The organism is Entomomonas sp. E7T21, assembly GCF_058693955.1.
Map to the genome: position 1 here is coordinate 1,101,793 of NZ_CP191672.1, position 17,489 is coordinate 1,119,281.

At 36.0% G+C, this 17,489-nt stretch carries 23 protein-coding genes; 7 read left to right on the forward strand and 16 right to left on the reverse strand.

What is annotated here, in order from left to right:
* Window positions 1-106 precede the first annotated feature (106 nt).
* The 5 genes from recX to ACQVD9_RS05265 all read right to left on the reverse strand — a co-directional run bounded on the left by recX (window position 107) and on the right by ACQVD9_RS05265 (window position 3,921).
* Entirely contained in the window at window positions 107-556 is a 450-nt protein-coding gene (recX, locus tag ACQVD9_RS05245; protein ID WP_264745025.1) for a recombination regulator RecX, read from the reverse strand.
* Between the two features lie 3 nt (window positions 557-559).
* Window positions 560-1,591 carry a recombinase RecA gene (recA, locus tag ACQVD9_RS05250; RefSeq protein WP_264745026.1) on the reverse strand — a complete coding sequence of 344 codons (1,032 nt, stop codon included), beginning with the start codon at window positions 1,589-1,591 and terminating at the stop codon, window positions 560-562.
* A gap of 103 nt (window positions 1,592-1,694) precedes the next feature.
* Window positions 1,695-2,198, reverse strand: a complete 504-nt coding sequence (locus tag ACQVD9_RS05255; protein WP_264745027.1) for a CinA family protein — start codon at window positions 2,196-2,198, stop codon at window positions 1,695-1,697.
* An 11-nt stretch (window positions 2,199-2,209) separates the two neighbouring features.
* The gene (locus ACQVD9_RS05260) at window positions 2,210-2,989 is read right to left on the reverse strand and encodes an ABC transporter permease (RefSeq protein ID WP_264745028.1); all 780 of its coding nucleotides are present in this window, start codon (window positions 2,987-2,989) and stop codon (window positions 2,210-2,212) included.
* Window positions 2,986-3,921 (reverse strand): ABC transporter ATP-binding protein, encoded by a 936-nt coding sequence (locus ACQVD9_RS05265; protein ID WP_264745029.1) that lies wholly within the window; start codon window positions 3,919-3,921, stop codon window positions 2,986-2,988. Before ACQVD9_RS05265 ends, ACQVD9_RS05260 begins: the two co-directional genes overlap by 4 nt.
* A gap of 194 nt (window positions 3,922-4,115) precedes the next feature.
* On the opposite strand from ACQVD9_RS05265, the gene ACQVD9_RS05270 reads away from it, so the two are divergent.
* Complete coding sequence (locus ACQVD9_RS05270) at window positions 4,116-5,261, forward strand: 1-acyl-sn-glycerol-3-phosphate acyltransferase (RefSeq protein ID WP_264745030.1); 1,146 nt, start codon at window positions 4,116-4,118, stop codon at window positions 5,259-5,261.
* Between the two features lie 56 nt (window positions 5,262-5,317).
* Window positions 5,318-5,866: a hypothetical protein gene (locus ACQVD9_RS05275; protein WP_264745031.1), complete on the forward strand. Its 549-nt coding sequence runs from the start codon at window positions 5,318-5,320 to the stop codon at window positions 5,864-5,866.
* 61 nt (window positions 5,867-5,927) lie between these two features.
* On the opposite strand, the gene ACQVD9_RS05280 is transcribed toward ACQVD9_RS05275, so the two are convergent.
* The 5 genes from ACQVD9_RS05280 to exbB form a co-directional block, all read right to left on the reverse strand.
* Window positions 5,928-6,818, reverse strand: coding sequence for an ATP-binding protein (locus tag ACQVD9_RS05280; protein WP_264745032.1), 891 nt, complete (start codon window positions 6,816-6,818; stop codon window positions 5,928-5,930).
* A gap of 74 nt (window positions 6,819-6,892) precedes the next feature.
* The gene (locus ACQVD9_RS05285; RefSeq protein ID WP_264745033.1) at window positions 6,893-8,041 is read right to left on the reverse strand and encodes a siderophore-interacting protein; all 1,149 of its coding nucleotides are present in this window, start codon (window positions 8,039-8,041) and stop codon (window positions 6,893-6,895) included.
* 169 nt (window positions 8,042-8,210) lie between these two features.
* A complete protein-coding gene (locus ACQVD9_RS05290; protein ID WP_264745034.1) occupies window positions 8,211-9,026 on the reverse strand; it encodes an energy transducer TonB in 816 nt (271 codons plus the stop codon).
* Window positions 9,019-9,450, reverse strand: coding sequence for a TonB system transport protein ExbD (exbD, locus tag ACQVD9_RS05295; protein ID WP_264745035.1), 432 nt, complete (start codon window positions 9,448-9,450; stop codon window positions 9,019-9,021). Before exbD ends, ACQVD9_RS05290 begins: the two co-directional genes overlap by 8 nt.
* Window positions 9,451-9,455: 5 nt before the next feature.
* Window positions 9,456-10,427, reverse strand: coding sequence for a tonB-system energizer ExbB (gene exbB, locus ACQVD9_RS05300; protein WP_264745036.1), 972 nt, complete (start codon window positions 10,425-10,427; stop codon window positions 9,456-9,458).
* A gap of 205 nt (window positions 10,428-10,632) precedes the next feature.
* On the opposite strand from exbB, the gene ACQVD9_RS05305 reads away from it, so the two are divergent.
* Window positions 10,633-11,106, forward strand: coding sequence for a macro domain-containing protein (locus ACQVD9_RS05305; protein WP_264745037.1), 474 nt, complete (start codon window positions 10,633-10,635; stop codon window positions 11,104-11,106).
* A gap of 6 nt (window positions 11,107-11,112) precedes the next feature.
* On the opposite strand, the gene ACQVD9_RS05310 is transcribed toward ACQVD9_RS05305, so the two are convergent.
* Complete coding sequence (locus tag ACQVD9_RS05310; protein ID WP_264745038.1) at window positions 11,113-11,388, reverse strand: hypothetical protein; 276 nt, start codon at window positions 11,386-11,388, stop codon at window positions 11,113-11,115.
* A gap of 150 nt (window positions 11,389-11,538) precedes the next feature.
* Between ACQVD9_RS05310 and ACQVD9_RS05315 the strand changes: the two genes are divergently transcribed.
* Complete coding sequence (locus ACQVD9_RS05315; RefSeq protein WP_264745039.1) at window positions 11,539-12,057, forward strand: thermonuclease family protein; 519 nt, start codon at window positions 11,539-11,541, stop codon at window positions 12,055-12,057.
* 93 nt (window positions 12,058-12,150) lie between these two features.
* Window positions 12,151-12,642 carry a hypothetical protein gene (locus tag ACQVD9_RS05320; protein WP_264745040.1) on the forward strand — a complete coding sequence of 164 codons (492 nt, stop codon included), beginning with the start codon at window positions 12,151-12,153 and terminating at the stop codon, window positions 12,640-12,642.
* A 43-nt stretch (window positions 12,643-12,685) separates the two neighbouring features.
* On the opposite strand, the gene aroC is transcribed toward ACQVD9_RS05320, so the two are convergent.
* Both aroC and sppA read right to left on the reverse strand, forming a co-directional pair.
* Entirely contained in the window at window positions 12,686-13,762 is a 1,077-nt protein-coding gene (aroC, locus tag ACQVD9_RS05325; RefSeq protein ID WP_264745041.1) for a chorismate synthase, read from the reverse strand.
* A gap of 67 nt (window positions 13,763-13,829) precedes the next feature.
* Window positions 13,830-14,801, reverse strand: coding sequence for a signal peptide peptidase SppA (gene sppA, locus ACQVD9_RS05330; protein ID WP_264745042.1), 972 nt, complete (start codon window positions 14,799-14,801; stop codon window positions 13,830-13,832).
* Between the two features lie 144 nt (window positions 14,802-14,945).
* Here sppA and ACQVD9_RS05335 point away from each other — a divergent pair, with 144 nt between their 5' ends.
* Window positions 14,946-15,200: a helix-hairpin-helix domain-containing protein gene (locus ACQVD9_RS05335; protein ID WP_264745043.1), complete on the forward strand. Its 255-nt coding sequence runs from the start codon at window positions 14,946-14,948 to the stop codon at window positions 15,198-15,200.
* A 1-nt stretch (window position 15,201) separates the two neighbouring features.
* Here the strand turns inward: ACQVD9_RS05335 and ACQVD9_RS05340 are convergent, their stop codons facing one another.
* Complete coding sequence (locus ACQVD9_RS05340; RefSeq protein ID WP_319804725.1) at window positions 15,202-15,741, reverse strand: methylated-DNA--[protein]-cysteine S-methyltransferase; 540 nt, start codon at window positions 15,739-15,741, stop codon at window positions 15,202-15,204.
* 148 nt (window positions 15,742-15,889) lie between these two features.
* Here ACQVD9_RS05340 and ACQVD9_RS05345 point away from each other — a divergent pair, with 148 nt between their 5' ends.
* Complete coding sequence (locus ACQVD9_RS05345) at window positions 15,890-16,666, forward strand: class I SAM-dependent methyltransferase (protein WP_264745044.1); 777 nt, start codon at window positions 15,890-15,892, stop codon at window positions 16,664-16,666.
* A 48-nt stretch (window positions 16,667-16,714) separates the two neighbouring features.
* Here ACQVD9_RS05345 and ACQVD9_RS05350 read toward each other — a convergent pair whose 3' ends face one another.
* Entirely contained in the window at window positions 16,715-17,101 is a 387-nt protein-coding gene (locus ACQVD9_RS05350; RefSeq protein ID WP_264745045.1) for a putative periplasmic lipoprotein, read from the reverse strand.
* On the reverse strand, window positions 17,102-17,485 hold the full coding sequence (locus tag ACQVD9_RS05355) for a hypothetical protein (RefSeq protein ID WP_264745046.1): 384 nt from the start codon (window positions 17,483-17,485) through the stop codon (window positions 17,102-17,104).
* Window positions 17,486-17,489: the final 4 nt, after the last annotated feature.

Genomic DNA, 17,489 nt, shown 5'->3' on the forward strand with positions numbered 1-17,489 from the left:
AGAGGAGTAATTTTAGCATTTTTTTAGGGCTGTCTTATATAACGATTTAGTTGCAACTTGTGAGATATTGTATTATTGGGTATCAAAGTAGTTAATAAGGCGAGGGCTATTTTCTATTTAATAGTTTAGAAATAGCATCCATGTAGAAGCCACGATAAAGTAAAAAACGACCTTGTTTAGCTTTTTCTTTAGCATCTTTGGGAGGCGCACCAAATTTACGTTGCCACAGTGCTTCAAGTTGTTCTTGCCAGTCATAATCTGCCTCTTGTAAGGCTTGATTAATATCTGCTTTGTTAAGTCCACGTTCCATTAGTTCTTGTTGAATACGCAATGGGCCATAACCATTATTAGCGCGGCTTCTAATATAGGATTCTAAGTAGCGGTGTTCAGAAAGAAGTTTATCTTCGGTAAGTTGATCGAGTACTGCATCAATCAATTCAGGTAGGGCACCTTTGCGTAACAGTTTACGCTTTAGTTCAATACGACCATGCTCACGCATTGCCAAGATATCCATAGCTACCTTGCGGATAGCTATGGAAGTATCTAGAACAGCCATTGCTTAATCTTCAGCAGCCGTATCATTACTTTCAGTAATAGGTACTGGTTGGCTTAATAATTTTTCACGGATAGTTGTTTCTAGTGTTTTGGTAATCTCTGGATTTTCTTCTAAGAATTTAGAAGCATTGGCTTTACCTTGACCAATTTTCTTACCATCATAGCTATACCATGCACCTGCTTTTTCAACTAAGCCAAGCTGTACGCCAAGGTCAATAATTTCACCTGTACGATAAATACCTTTACCATAAAGGATTTGGAATTCAGCTTGACGGAAAGGAGGCGCTACTTTGTTTTTAACCACTTTAACGCGTGTTTCACTACCTGTAACTTCATCACCTTCTTTTACTGAACCTGTACGACGAATATCTAAACGTACAGAAGCATAGAATTTAAGAGCATTACCACCTGTAGTTGTTTCAGGGTTACCAAACATTACACCAATTTTCATACGAATTTGGTTAATAAAGATAACTAAACAGTTAGCGGTTTTGATATTACCTGTGATTTTACGTAATGCTTGTGACATTAAACGCGCTTGTAAACCCATATGAGAGTCACCCATTTCGCCTTCAATTTCAGCTTTAGGTACAAGGGCGGCTACAGAGTCAACAATAATAACGTCTACAGCATTTGAACGTACAAGCATGTCAGTAATTTCAAGTGCTTGCTCACCTGTATCTGGTTGAGCAACATAGAGATCATCAACATTAACCCCTAATTTACCTGCATATTCTGGGTCTAATGCATGTTCAGCGTCTACGAAGGCACATACACAACCTTGCTTTTGTGCTTCTGCAATAACTGATAAGGTTAAGGTAGTTTTACCAGAAGACTCGGGGCCATAAATCTCAACAATACGACCTTTAGGTAAACCACCAATACCAAGGGCAATATCTAGCCCCAATGAACCAGTAGAAATGGCAGGAATAGCTTGGCGCTCTTGGTCACCCATACGCATTACAGCACCTTTACCGAATTGCCGTTCAATCTGTGTTAAAGCAGCGGCTAGTGCGCGCTTTTTATTCTCTTCCATTATCAATCCTCATTCATATAAGAAAGCTAATTATTAGTGTCTATTTAACACCAAAATTTGGCGACTATTATTTCATAGTGCTAGGGTATAACTAAAGCACTTTTTAACTTTCAACAGGTGTTTTTTGTTGAGTTAATCGTATCAAGCCATGTAGCGCTAACTGTATGGTTTGTTCACGAATACTCGCTCGGTTTCCTGTAAATTGTGCGCAATGGGTATAGCATTGGTTATTGGTATACCAAGCAAACCATACCATACCAACTGGGTGATGTTCAGTACCACCTGTTGGACCTGCTACACCACTAACGGCTACACCATATTGCGCATTACTTTTAGCAATAGCACCCCCAACCATTGCCATAACTACCTCTTCACTGACAGCACCTACTGTGTCAAACAGTTGATTGGGTACATTTAACATCAGTGTTTTCTGCTTGTTGGAGTAAGTGATATAACCTGCTTCAAACCAACTAGAACTGCCAGAAATACGAGTGATAGCTTCAGCAATACCACCACCTGTACAAGATTCAGCAGTGGTCACTTGGGCTTGCTGTTTTTTAAGCTGTTTGCCTAAATGTTGGGCTAGGTGTGTAATAGTATCCTTCATATCGTTCCTTTTTACTGACGTAGTCCTTTGCCTGTTTTAAGTAGATAAAGGCTTAAGCCATAGAGCACAAAAGTAGCAACTAATAAAAAGCCAATTGCAATAAAAATATTAATATCCGATACCCCTAAGATACCATAACGGAATGCGTTAACCATATGTAAAATAGGATTAATTAAGGATACTGATTGCCAAAATTCAGGCAATAAATTAATAGAGTAAAAAACACCACCTAAATAGGTTAAGGGTGTTAGTACAAAGGTAGGGATAATAGAAATATCATCAAAGTTACGCGCATAAACAGCATTAATAAAACCAGCTAAAGAGAATACAGCAGCAGTTAATACGACTACTAGAATAGTAATGCCTAAATGATGTATTTGTAACTCAGTAAAAAACATGGACAAGATGGATACTATAAAACCAACAGCCAAGCCCCTTAAAATACCACCTGTAATATAACCCACTAAAATAGTGTGTGGTGATACAGGAGAGATAAGTAGTTCTTCAATAGAGCGGTGGAATTTAGCCCCAAAGAAGCTAGATACCACATTACTGTAAGAGTTAGTAATTACTGACATCATAATAAGGCCAGGTACTATATATTGAATATAGTCAAATCCGCCCATATCACCAATACGACTACCAATAAGTTTACCAAAAATAATAAAATATAAAGCCATGGTAATGGCTGGCGGTAACAGAGTTTGTGCCCATATCCGCATAAAACGGTGTATTTCACGACTTACAATAGTGCGTAAGGCTATTAAGTTGGTTGCGAGTTGGATATTCATGATACTTTTACTTTCTCGTTATTTTCCACTAATGCTAAAAATAATTCTTCTAATCGATTACTCTTGTTTCTCATACTAGACACTAGAATGCCTTGTATACTTAATTGATTAAATAAATCATTAATACCTTGATTGTGCTTAACTACTACTTCAAGTGTTTGGTTATCAGCCAATTTGCAGTCATAACCTTGTAAAGCAGGTGGCGCTACTAAAGGGTTGGCTAAGTCTAAAATAACGGTTTCTTCACTTAGGGTACTGAGTAGTGAACGCATACTGGTATTTTTTACAATTTCACCATGATTAATAATGGCGATATTGCGACACAATTGTTCAGCTTCTTCAAGGTAGTGAGTGGTGAGGATGATAGTCATGCCTCGTTTCTGATTAAGTTTGGTTAAGAAGCTCCACATAGAACGACGTAACTCAATATCTACCCCAGCAGTAGGTTCATCAAGAATAAGTAGTTTTGGTTCATGAATCAATGCGCGAACAATCATTAAACGACGTTTCATGCCGCCCGATAACATACGGACAGTAACATCTTTTTTATCCCATAGCCCTAGTTCAGTAAAGTAGAACTCAGCGCGCTCTTTAGCTATTTTGGCAGGAACACCATAATAACCAGCTTGAGTAATAATAACGTCAAAACACTTTTCAAACTGATTAAAGTTAAACTCTTGTGGTACAACGCCAAGATGGCGTTTTAAATTAAACAGGTCAGTATCATAGTCATGACCAAAAACTTTAATAGAACCGCTGGTTTTATTAACTAAAGAAGATAAAATACCAATAGTGGTGGATTTGCCAGCACCATTTGGGCCAAGAAGGGCAAAGAAGTCACCTTGAGCAACATCTAAATCAATCCCTTTAAGGGCTTGAAAGCCATTGTTATAGACTTTAGTTAACTGTCTGATGGTTAGGGCAGAAGTCATAATACACTCGTTTAGGATAAATTATTTCAGATACCTTAATACAAGGTTAGGATATAAGGTATAATCTATATTATATATGGGCTATATGCGTGAATATCAAATAGCCTTATAATAACCGATCCAAATTTATTATAAATGTTAATTTTTTTTATTCCTTTAATAAATTAAACCAATAGTGAGTCGTAGAGAAAAATATGGGACAGTTTAATACCATTCGTCCTTACCATGATGATGAAGTACCTGCTGTAATAGAGAGGCTATCAAAGGATAATGAGTTTATTAATACCGTATTAAGGTTCCGTTTTCCCCATTTAAGTAGTACTTTTGGATGGTTATTACGGCCTTTTATTGCTCGTAAATTAAAGAATTATCTATCAAAGATTCATAGTGTACGCGATTTACAGTTAAAAATAGCTGACTATGTAGAGCATTCTATTTCTTCAAGTATTGAACACTTTACCTATTCTGGTGGAGAAAATATAGATACTCAATGTAAGTATCTATATATGGCGAATCATCGTGATATCGTAATGGATCCTACATTAACTAATTATGCATTGCATTTAGTTGGTATGGATACTCCGCGTATTGCTATTGGGGATAATTTACTACAAAAGCAATATGTAGCTGATTTAATGCGTTTAAATAAAAGCTTTGTGGTACAACGTTCGGTAACTGGACGTAAAGAAAAGTTAGCTGCTTATCAGCAGTTATCAGCCTATATTAATCATTCAATCTTACAAGATCATGAATCTATTTGGATAGCTCAGGCGGAAGGGCGAGCTAAAGATGGGAATGATGAAACAGATTCAGCATTATTGAAAATGTTGCATATAAGCCGTAAGGAAGAGAATTTTGTTGAGGTAATTGCTAGCTTAAATCTTTTACCCATTTCTATTAGTTATGAATATGATCCTTGCGATTTAATGAAGGCACGTGAACTTTATATTAAGGCTACAGAAGGTAAGTATACCAAAGCTGTTGGTGAAGATGACCGTAGTATTGCATTAGGGATTACGGGTTATAAAGGGGATGTACATGTTCATTTTGGTAAGCCTATCAGCAATGGTTTTGAAGATGCTAAGGAGTTAGCAGATTTAATAGATCAACAGATTTTAGGTAATTATCATCTATTTCCTGTACATTATTTGGCTTATGCAATGTGGGAGAAAGCAGATCAAACAATAAACGTTCCTGCTATTGAAAGCTTATTTCCAGTAGAAAAGATTGAAAAAGCTAAGCAAGAATGGCAAAAACGTATAGATGCTTGCCCAGAAGAACATAGGCCCTACTTAATTATGCAGTATGCTTATCCTGTTTATAATGAGTATAAATTGTAAACATTAAAGTAAAGATATTAGCTATTTAACAGCTCTATATTATAGGAGGTAATGTAGTGGAAGGAAAAACTGTGGCTCTTATTTTTAGTTTTTTCATACTGATTTGTGGTATTGCTTTATATATTATTGCTGATAATGATACAAAGAAATTTTATTTACCCATAAAGGAGCAAGCGTATCATCTTCTTTCTTTACGGTGTAATAAGCAACCTTGTGTTACTAAAGGAAGTATTGAATATATAGAGACACAGAGTTCTCATATTGTTAAGGGGGCTATCTTTGTTACACCTAGTATTTATGTCTATAGATATATGTTTGAGGTAGATGGCAACACTTATACTAAAAAATTATTAGTGTTTGGTAAGCGTTTAGAAATGAAGTATTTGCCACATACAAAAAATATGTTAGGCAAAAAAATTTCAGAGCAAATTTTATATGATCCCAATAATCCTTCAATTAATTTACCAGAAAGATATGCCAAAGCTTTACCAAAAATACCAAACCCTTACGATGTTGATAAGAAAAATGGCATCATTTATATAATATTTAGCTTAATGATCTTTGTGATTGCTTTTGTTAAAAGTAAAAAAAGTACAACGTTATAAGATTATTATTTAGTCATTAAGAGTGGCAAGGCTATACAATAATTTATAGCCTTGTCATATTTTACTGAGTAGACTTTAATCTACCTGCATAATCTTTAGCAAACTGTGCTGCAATACGACCAGAACGTGAGCCGCGGTAGGTTGCCCAACGAATAGCCTCTTTTTCTATTGCTTCATTGCCTGCCATATCAATACCATAAGTAGTTAACCATTGGCTAACAGCTGTTAAGTATTGTTCTTGATTAAAGCCATAGATAGAAATCCATAAACCAAAGCGTTCAGAAAGTGAGATTTTTTCCTCGATTACTTCACCTGGATGGATTTCACCATTATGATCTGTTCGATAACTTAAATTATCGTCAATTCGTTCAGGCATTAGGTGTTTGCGATTTGAGGTGGCATATATTAGGGTGTTATCAGATTTGCCAGCAATTGAACCATCCAATACAGTTTTTAAGCCTTTATAGCCTGTTTCACCTTCTTCAAAAGAAATATCATCACAGAAAATAATAAAACGTTCTGGACGACCACGGGTCATAGAGATGATTTGTGGTAAATCCATTAAATGTTCTTTATCCACCTCAATAAGTCTTAACCCTTTAGTATGGAAAGCGTTTAAACAGGCTTTTATTAGTGAGCTTTTACCTGTACCTCTTGCACCTGTAAGCAATACATTATTAGCTGGTAAACCTTCTACAAATTGACGTGTATTTTGTTCGATTAGAGCTTTTTGACGGTCAATATTTTGTAAATCTTCAAAAGCTATCAGGTTAGGTTCTTCAACAGGAATCAGGGTAGGTTGTTCAATACCGTTGTAAAAGCGATGTTCCCATAAATAAGCTATAACATCTTCTTTAATGGAGTAAACAGGTGGAGGAGGAAAAGCATTATTTAAGCTATTTGCAATCCGCTCAAGTTGTTCAATAATTTGTTGTAAAGGTAAATCGCTCATAAAATTAATCTAATATCGATAAAGGATAGTTAATAGATATTGGTCAAGTTAATAACTTATTGTTGAAAAAGCCACTACAAAATAGCGGCTAAGTCTTTGTGGTCTTTTTCACCCAATTTCCAATAGCCTGTGGTCTGTATATTGCCTAAGTGAAAACCACGTTCTTTTAGTAGTTGAACACGGATATTTCGAATCACTGAGGCTTCAGCTGCAATCCAAGCATGCCCTTGGGTATTTGGCAAATCATTAGATTTTAGAACAGTTTTTAAACCTTCCTTTTGAGAGTCTTTAAAAACCCAATGAATAGTTGCATCAGCTTGTGTTGTAAGCTGTTGTTGCTCTTGCTTATTGGTTGCTTCTATATAAGCATAGACCTTTAAATGGGCGGGAAGTTGCTCAAGAATGACAGAAATAGATGGAATGCCTGTTTCATCAGCTAATAATAACAACCAAGAGTCTATTTCTAAATCGCGAAACCCACCTCTGGGGCCAGCAATATAAATTTCATCACCTATTTTGGCCTTTTTTGCCCAAGAAGAAATTAAGCCATGATGGTTAATCGCTATATCTAAAGTTAATTGTTGTTTAGCTGCATCAAAATAACGAATAGTATAAGCACGACCAGTCATCTTACTATTCGGTAAAAAGACTTTTACCCATTGTGCAGGGTATTCCACAGCAAAATCTTTTAAATCTTCCCCTGTTAAAACTATACGATGAAAGGCTGGTGTAAGTTGTTCAATACTGACTACTTGAGTCAGTAAGTGAGGAAAGTGATGATTAGTTTGTTTAGTGGACTTGGCGACTAAATCTTTAAAAGATTTTAGAACAGCCCTTGGCTTGATATTTACTTTTGCTATACGTAATTCTTCACCACAAATATCTAATAATGTTTGAACATCAGTAGGAAGTAGAGGAGTAATAGCTACAGATTTGCTTTTTATACTTCTTGCAGTATGGCCTAGTGCTGATAGTAGTTCTATTTCATCTTTAGATACAAAAGGCGAGTCTGGCCCTAGAAGGTTAAAATTGGGATTAGTCGTTAATATCGCTTGAACTAAGCGAGCAAAAGGAAAAGCATGGACAGAAAAAATTCCTATTTCTTCTAATAAAAAACCAGCTTGTGCAGGCCAATTGCCTTGCCAATTTAATGCACGTAATGCTTTAAGTAGCTTTTGCTCATCATGACTGCATTTATTGATAGAAAAAAAGTTTCTTTGCATGGTTTTAAGTTCTATAAGTAATTATTAATAAACTAACAATAAAGCAATGTTAATTACTTTCTATAAGATTTAATAATAGCATTTATTAATGGAATACATTGCTATAAATTAGGCTTATAGTCAACAAGCTAGAGTATTTAGTTGTTTATTAGGTACTTATAGAGGCTAATTATCTATCTCTTCTTAAATTAAAGTTAATAGGGATAGTAATAGCACGGGAGCTGTTACCATTTAATACTTCGGTAGGTGGTTTGGGTAATGGTTGGGCTCGGTCTAATAGGTCTAATACCTCTTGATCCAATGATGGATAGCCAGAGCTTTTGACGATATGTTTCGCCAATACTTGGCCTTGTGCATCAATCGTAAAGTTGACAGATACAGTACCTTCTTGATGTTTACTTCTAGCCTCACGAGGATAGCGTTTGTAACGGGCGATACGGCTAAATAATTGTGATTGCCATGTAATTTGTGCCTTTGATGGACGGGTAGAGCTAGTAGTAACAGGAGCTGCTACTCGGTCAGATACGCGATCACTTACTGCTGAGGAGTTAGTAGTTACTTCAGCTTTAGGTTTTGTATCTTCTGTAATCTCTTTTGGTTTTTCAATAGGTTTTTCGACTGGTTTTTCAACCGGCTTTTTAATAGGTTTTGGCTCTGGTTTCTTCTGAATAACTACTTTTGGTTTAGGCGCTTCTACAGGTTCTGGCACAGGTATTGGGTCAGGCTCTTGGATGGGCTCGGGCTCAACAGGTGTTGGATCAGAAGCCACTTGTTCAACGGGTGCTGGGTTTTCCTGAGGTGTATTGTTAGGTGCCTCAGGTAATGGAGCAAGCTCTAACATAACAGCCGCTGGTATAGGTGGCTGTACTGGTGGCAATGGGTTCCAGCCTAATATTAAGGCAGTAGCAAGACCAATATGCAGTGCTACAACGATAATAAAAGCAATTAACCAACGTGAACTATTTGCTATAGAGTTATTACTCATTATTCCCCATAGCCTCTAAACCTACTAATCCAATTTTTAGATAACCTGTTTTTCTAAGGTCATTCATCACATTAATAAGATCTTCATAGTTAACTGTTTTATCAGCTTGGAAGAAGATGGTAGTTTCTTTATTACCTTTGGTTTGCTTCTCAAGTTCAATGGCTAATTGATCAGGATTAGCAATTAATTCATTGCCTAAATACAGTTGTTGATCTGCTTTTAAGGTCAATACAATAGGTTGTTCTGGCCTAGGTTGTGGAGTAGCTGTTGAGGCAGGTAAGTCTACTTTAATATCCACAGTAGCCAGTGGCGCGGCTACCATAAAGATAATTAACAGTACTAACATCACATCAATGAAAGGAGTGACATTGATTTCACTCATTTCGGTATTTTCGTCGCTACCTTCTTTTAAATTGATTGCCATGTTAATTAGCCTATTTTTGTTACATTTGAGCGCGTGGTAGTGGTAGAAGCTGTATAGCTTTTACGGTCTAAGTCACGACTTAATAGTAATAAAGCATGGGCTGAAATATCACTTACCATCACTTTGTAATGGCTAATAGAGCGTGTAAATACGTTATAAATAATTACCGCAGGAATAGCTGCCACCAACCCCATAGCTGTTGCTAATAAGGCTTCTGCAATACCAGGAGCAACTACAGCAAGATTGGTGGTTTGCGATTTAGCGATACCAATAAAGCTATTCATGATTCCCCATACCGTACCAAATAAACCGATAAAGGGGGATACTGCACCAATAGTAGCAAGGATACTGGTACCTGCATTCATTTTGCGACCACTGGCAGCTACTAAGCGATCTTGACGAAAAGCGGCACGCTCTTTAATCCCTTCATGGCTGGTAGATTCAGCGGATAGTTCGAGTTCTTCTTGCAGGTCTTCAATCAATAAAGTAGCAAGGCTATTTTTAGAAAATGTATTGGCCACTTCGTTGGCTTGTTTTAAGTTCTTGGTATTTCTTAAAGCAGCCATTTCTTGACGTAAACATCTTTTAGCACTAAGTAATTCAGTAAGTTTAGCAATAAAGATTGTCCATGTAGCAAGTGAGGCTAACAATAGGCCTACCATTACTGTTTTAACGACAATATCTGCATTTTGATACATGCCCCAAGGAGAAAGGTCATGATCTAAAGATTGTTCTGCTTGTTGGATATTTGCAGCAGTAACTGCTGGATCTAGTGTTGGTTGAGATGCTTCATTGTTAGTAGTACTAGTGGTCGGTTGTTCTGCTGGTGTAGCAGTAGTGTTTTGTTCTACTTGTGGGTGCTCATGCTGTGTTGTTGGGGATACTTGTTGCGCAAAACTTAAAGAAGTAAAACACAGTGTGGTAATTAGAATCAATTGTTTAACAAGTGAAGAGCGACGACTAGATACGTTTAACATATTCATCCAATTTAATTTAGAAAAGAATAATAAGAATTATTCTCATTATCTCAGATAATTATCATTAACAAAAGTTTTTTTAATATTTTTTACAAAAACATTAAATTTAATTATTAGCTATTTATTTGTTAAAAGCTTATTAATATTCTTTAATTGCGTTAATCTAAAGCGAACATGATAGCTATAAAGCGAAGGAAAATTATTAATGCAGGTCAGTATTATTGAAGGAGATTTATTACAGCAGCCTGTTGAGGTGATTGTTAATGCATGGAATAGAAATATTATCCCTTGGTGGCTTTTATTACCGCAAGGTGTATCTGGGGCTATTAAGAAACAGGCAGGTTATGCACCTTTTTTCGAATTGGGAAAGATGGGTTCAATAAAATTAGGACAAGCGGTGATTACTGGATCAGGAAAATTGCCTTATAAAGCAATTATTCATGTGGCAGGTATTAATATGTTTTGGCGAGCCACTCGTTATTCAATTCAGCAATCAGTTTTTTCTGCGATGCAAATAATCAACGATCAGCAAATTAATTCAGTAGCATTTCCAATTATTGGTGCAGGTTCAGGAGGCTTTGGCGAACAAGGTGCTTTAGCGTTAATGATTGAAGCCTTTGATAAAATAGAGTCAAAGGCTTCAGTGTGCATTATTAAATTTGTTAAAGGTAAGTTTTAAACCCTGTTATTTAGCGGGTTTAATACCAGCTTTAGTCATACATTGGTTATAAAGATTATTTAGTTCTTGCTGAGAAGGCATGGTACCTGTTTTTAGTTTTTCTAACTTTGGAACAATGCATTGGCAATAGGTATTTGCCTGTTTATCAGTGATTTTATTAGGGGTACCTGCTTGTTCTTGTCGCTGTTTTAACATATCTACACACAACTTTACAGCGTTACTATCAGCCAGTGCCATACTTGAGAACAAACAAGTGGTGATTAATATTAGTAAGTACTTCATAGATCATTACCATTTTTAGTTATTACATCGAAGTGTTTTTATATAAATATTGCTAATAAAAACTAACATAATCATTGTACAATGATTGACCCTATATAAAGTCTGATAGTTCAATTATTTTGTTTGTTACTTCATCATTTGTTCAGTTCTGTGAAAAGAAAAATACCATTATTTAAACGACTACAACATAATCCAATTATTTGCATAGTTATTTTATTAATAGCTGTAGGTTTTTATTATTACCAGATTTCTGAGAATAGTTTTACAGCAGAAGTTATTCATGTGATTGATGGTGATACCCTAGATGTATTGGTAGTAAATCAGCCCATTCGTATTCGTTTAGCAGGAATTGATGCACCAGAAAAAGGCCAAGCTTTTGGCTCAAAAGCTAAGAAAGCATTAGCAGATAGGGTTAAAAATAAGGTGGTTACTGTTATTGAAGTGGATAAAGATCAGTATCAGCGTATGGTAGCTATTATTAAACTAGACGATCTAAATATTAATCAAGAAATGGTTAGGCTAGGGATGGCATGGGTATATACCAACTATAATCAAGATGATAGTCTACCCTTATTAGAGACTAAGGCTCGGGCAAATAAAGCTGGTTTATGGTCTCAATCAAATCCTACTCCTCCTTGGTTATATCGCAAGCAATTATCAAATAAATAGTTAAATTTAATTAATGGAAAAGGAGATCTTAAGATATAAATAAGCTTGATTTAGTACATTCATTAAGCCAATTTAATTTTTATGGAGATGAGTATGTTTAGTCAAGAAATTGCAATAGCAATTTTTGTTGTAGCTGTATTAATCATTTGTGGCAGTTATATTATTTTTTCTAGGAAGTCAGAAAAATTAAAAGGTTATAGAAAAAGTGTCTTTATTTTAGTGGCTGTTGTATTTGGGGGACTATATTTTTCTTTTGTAAATCACGTTTATATTTTGAACGAAGAACGAAATACTTATGAAGAAAAAATACTATTCTTACCTGCTAAATTTACCTTGGCAAATAAGCAACAGGTAAGTGTTACACCCAAATTTGGTATTTACTCTATCATTATAAACAATAGCCAAAGGAATGCTGTATTTGAAACGGTGATTTATGGCGACAGTTCTGGTAGACCAGATATAAAATTACCAGCACAAGCAGTAACTTATGTAAACAAAGGGACTGATTATATATTTAAAGAACCACCAAATGCAGTGAAAATTAAAGGCTCTGGTACTACCAAGGGTTGGATTCATTATGAATGAAATAGTATTATCCATAAGCATTTATTACTTATGGATAACAAAGTTAAGCAAGTTTTACATCTGAATTTTGACCACGATTTCTAAGGAAGTGATCCATTAATACAATAGCCATCATTGCTTCAGCAATTGGAGTGGCACGAATACCGACACAAGGATCGTGACGACCTTTAGTGATAACCTCAATTTCATTACCATGAGTATCTATAGAATGACCAGGAGTGGTGATACTTGGGGTAGGTTTTAACGCTAGATTGGCAACAATTGATTGGCCTGAAGAAATACCACCAAGAATACCGCCAGCATTATTAGATAAAAAACCTGCTTTGGTTAATTCATCTCTATGTTCAGTACCACGCTGTGTAACACTTTTAAAACCTGCACCTATCTCTACACCTTTGACTGCATTAATACCCATCAATGCATAAGCAAGTTCGGCATCTAATCGATCAAAAATAGGTTCACCTAATCCGACAGGAACACCTTCTGCAACTACAGTGATTTTGGCACCTACAGAGTCTTGATCACGGCGTAGTTGTTCCATATAAGTTTCTAACTCAGGTAACTTATCAAGATCAGCTGCAAAAAAATGATTGCCATCAGCATTGACTGCATCCCAGCTTTTGAAAGGTATTTCAATAGGGCCTAGTTGACTCATATAACCACGAATGATAATACCTTTAGTGGCTAGGTATTTTTTTGCAATAGCACCTGCTGCAACACGCATTGCTGTTTCACGAGCAGAGGAGCGACCACCACCACGATAATCACGAATACCATATTTATGGTAGTAAGTATAATCAGCATGAGCAGGGCGGAAGATATCTTTAATGGCAGTATAGTCTTTTGATTTTTGATCGGTATTACGAATCAATAAGCCAATAGGGCAACCTGTGGTAATCCCTTCAAAAACACCTGATAAAATTTCTACTTGGTCAGCTTCTTGGCGTTGGGTAGTAAATTTGCTACTGCCAGGACGACGACGGTCTAAATCTGTTTGTAAATCTGCTTCTGAGAGAGGGAGTCCAGGAGGGCAACCATCAACAATAGCCATTAATGCAGGGCCATGACTCTCACCTGCGGTAGTGACTGTAAATAATTTGCCAATGGTATTGCCAGACATAATGGCTTACTCCCGTTTTTAACACGTAAAAAAAGTAAGAGGTAATGGCAACATTACCTCTGTCATATTATTGTAAGTTAACACCCTGTAAACCAACAGAGGTGCCTATTTCTTTAGCAGCACTAGCACCAAGCTTTTTAGCAAAGCGATCAAATGGGCTATCTTGCACAGTAAAGTTTTTTAGGTTTTCTTCACCAACAATCTCACGAGCTACATAACTGGTGCTGCCAAAACCATCGATTAAGCCAAGCTCTTTCGCTTGTTCGCCAGACCAGATAAGGCCAGAGAATAACTCAGGATGTTCTTTATCTTTTAAGCGATCACCACGACCTGCTTTTACTTGGTTGATAAATTGTTGGTGTACTGTGTTTAGCGTATTCTTCCAAAACTCTGTTTCTTCTTTATTCATAGGTTGGAATGGATCTAAGAACGCTTTATGTTCACCAGATGTATAAGCACGACGCTCAATACCTAATTTGTTCATGGCATCAACAAAACCAAAGCCAGCAGCAGTCACACCGATGGAGCCAACTAAGCTAGCTTTATCTGCATAAATTTCATCTGCGGCACTAGCAATATAGTATGCACCTGATGCACCTAAATCAGTAATCACCGCATAAACTTTAATTTGCGGATATAGTGCACGTAAGCGTTTGATTTCATCATATACGTAACCTGCTTGAACAGGTGTGCCACCAGGGCTATTAATACGTATAATCACCGCTTTAGTATTAGAATCTTTAAAAGCAGCTCTTAATCCTGTTACAAGGTTATCTGCACTGGCATCTGTTTGATCGGCAATCATGCCACGTAAATCAATAACAGCAGTGTGTGATGTTGAGGTACTGATGTCACCTTTAAAACCACCCATTGCAATAGCTATTAATATAAATAGGTAAAAGAACGTTAATAATTTAAAAAATATGCCCCAACGTCTTGAACGACGTTGTTCAATAAGGCTAGCTTGTAAGGTTTTTTCCAATAACTTCCAACTTTTTTCATCGTTAGCGGAAATTTGTGTTTGTTGTTCTTCAGACATGATTGGATCCTGAATTATAAAATCTTGTGACTAAGCACTATAAGGACGAATTAAAGGGTAAATCATAGCATAATCTGACTTTTTGCTATAGATTTATTATAGCTATACTAGTATAGAACGTTGATACAGCTTAAGGAGAGCAACATGGCTTTTTCAGCTACTGAAAGATCTGCATTATTAACAGTTAAAGGAGTAGGTAATACAGTTATACAAAGGTTAGAGCAAATGGGGATAGATTCATTATCCATCTTAGCTACTGCCAATACAGAAGATATTACTAGCCAAGCGGCCACCATGTTAAATGCAACTTGTTGGAAAAATAGCCCTCAAGCTAAAGCAGCTATTAACAATGCTATTCAATTTGCTAAAGCGTATTGCCAAAAGAATACCCTTAAATAAATTAAGCTAGCGTTATATGATAGCATTCGTGGTCTAGTAACCATTGTTTACGTTCTACGCCTCCTGCATAACCTGTTAGTTTATTGTTTTTACCAATAACACGGTGGCAAGGTACTACAATAGCAATGGGATTGCAGTGGTTGGCCATTCCTACTGCACGACTAGCCAACGGCTTACCAATTTGTTCAGCCAGCTCACCATAGCTAATAGTACCTCCCGCAGGAATGGTGCGTAATGCTTGCCATACTTGTTTCTGAAAATCTGTACCAAAGTTAGCCACAGCTAATGAATCAATACCTTTAATATCACCCTTAAAATAGTTTTCAATGGTTTGAATAACCGTATTGGATTGAGAAGAGGGTTGTAAAACAATTTCTTTAACTTGGTAATAGCGAGCTAGTTGTTGCAATGTCTCTTCTTTAAACTCATCCCAACCAATAAATTGCAGGATATTTTGCTTATCCAACCAGATAATAAGTTTACCAATAGGTGAATCAAGTAAATATTCATCAAATACTAATGTATTGGTAGTTTCAGACATTTTCAATTTCTCTTGCAGTACCTAAAAATAATAGTCTTTTTCGTTAGCTAAACTCTGAAAGTCTTGAATGGTCATGATAAACTTGCTTCCTCTATGATAGATACTGTGTATATAAATTACTTTTTATCAATAAGGCAAATATTTTTTAATGGTAACTGATTTAAAACAAGCCGTTATTCGTGTTGAGGCCATGAGTGCTAATTGGCAACAGCAGGCAATAGCATTAGCGACAGAGTTTGCTTTACCAATGGCAGGGGAGGCAGACTTTGTACTGCAAATAGGTGAGCAGGGATTGCAGTTGCAGTGTTTAACCGAAAAAAATATAGGTGCTTTAAAGGTGGATTTTGTAGAGGGCGCTGTGGCACATCGTCGTAAATTTGGCGGTGGTAAAGGACAAATGATAGCTAAAGCAGTTGGTATACAGGGTAATATTATTCCCAGTGTATTGGATGCCACAGCAGGTTTAGGAAAGGATTCTTTTGTGCTGGCTACTTTAGGTTGTCAAATGACCTTAATTGAACGTCAACCTATTATTGCTGCTTTGTTAGAAGATGGTTTACAACGAGCTTTGCAAGACAGTGAAGTTTTCTCTATTGTGCAGAGAATGACACTAATAAAAGGTAATGCTATTGATGTAATGAAAAATTGGCAAAATGCTATTCCACAAGTGGTGTATGTTGATCCTATGTTTCCTCATCGTGATAAATCAGCATTGGTTAAAAAAGAGATGAGATTATTTCGCCCACTGGTGGGGGATGATTTAGATGCAACACAATTATTAGAGGCTGCATTATCATTGGCTAGTCATCGAGTAGTCGTTAAACGCCCTCGTAAAGCCCCTATTATAGAGGGAGTTAAGCCTAATTATAGCTTAGAGGGTAAAAGTAGCCGTTATGATATTTATACTAAACAGTCTTTAAAATAAATTGGTTAAGAATAGAAGGTATCTAAAAGATTAAATTTTTTATTTTATTTATTCTGATTCTTTTACTTTAATAATATAGGTTTTATTAAATTCACTACTACCCATATACATGGTACCCACCATATCACCTTTGATTTTGAGAGTTATATTTTGTGATATTTTGGGAATTCCTTTAACAATAAAACAATTGTATGTAAAAAAGGTTTTATCATCAGGATCACATATATCCAATTCTATTCCTGAGTTAACGGGAGTCATTGAGTAGCTCAATCCCCCTGCTGATACAGGCCCCGAACCACCTTTAATTTCAAATTTTGCATAATAAGGTTGTTTAAAATTAGCTTCTGGTAACTCATCAGGTGTAATAACTACTTTGGATGAAGTACAACCTATTAGTAAAAAACATACAGCAAATATAATGCTCAAATTTTTCATTTAATTTGCTTTTTTTACTTTAATTAAATAGGTTTTCTTAAATTCTTCACCTGAAGATGAAGTTCCATAAGTAAAACCATACAATGTAATTTTTGTATTTACTGGTTCAATTGGTGTTCCATATACTTTTAAAAAGTTTTTCTCTCCAAAACCTTCTTTTTCAATAGTTTCAACAAAGAATCCATTATTAACTGGTAAAGCTTCCCAAGTAAGTGAAGCTACTGGGGCTCCCCCTTTTATTTGTACTTCAATATAATAAGGTTTACCCACTGTAGCAGTAGGTAAATCATCTGGTAAAAAAGTAATTGAAGAGGAACAACCTATAATATAGTTCAAACATAATAAAATTATTATATAGCTTGCTCTATTAACGAATTTTGCCATAATT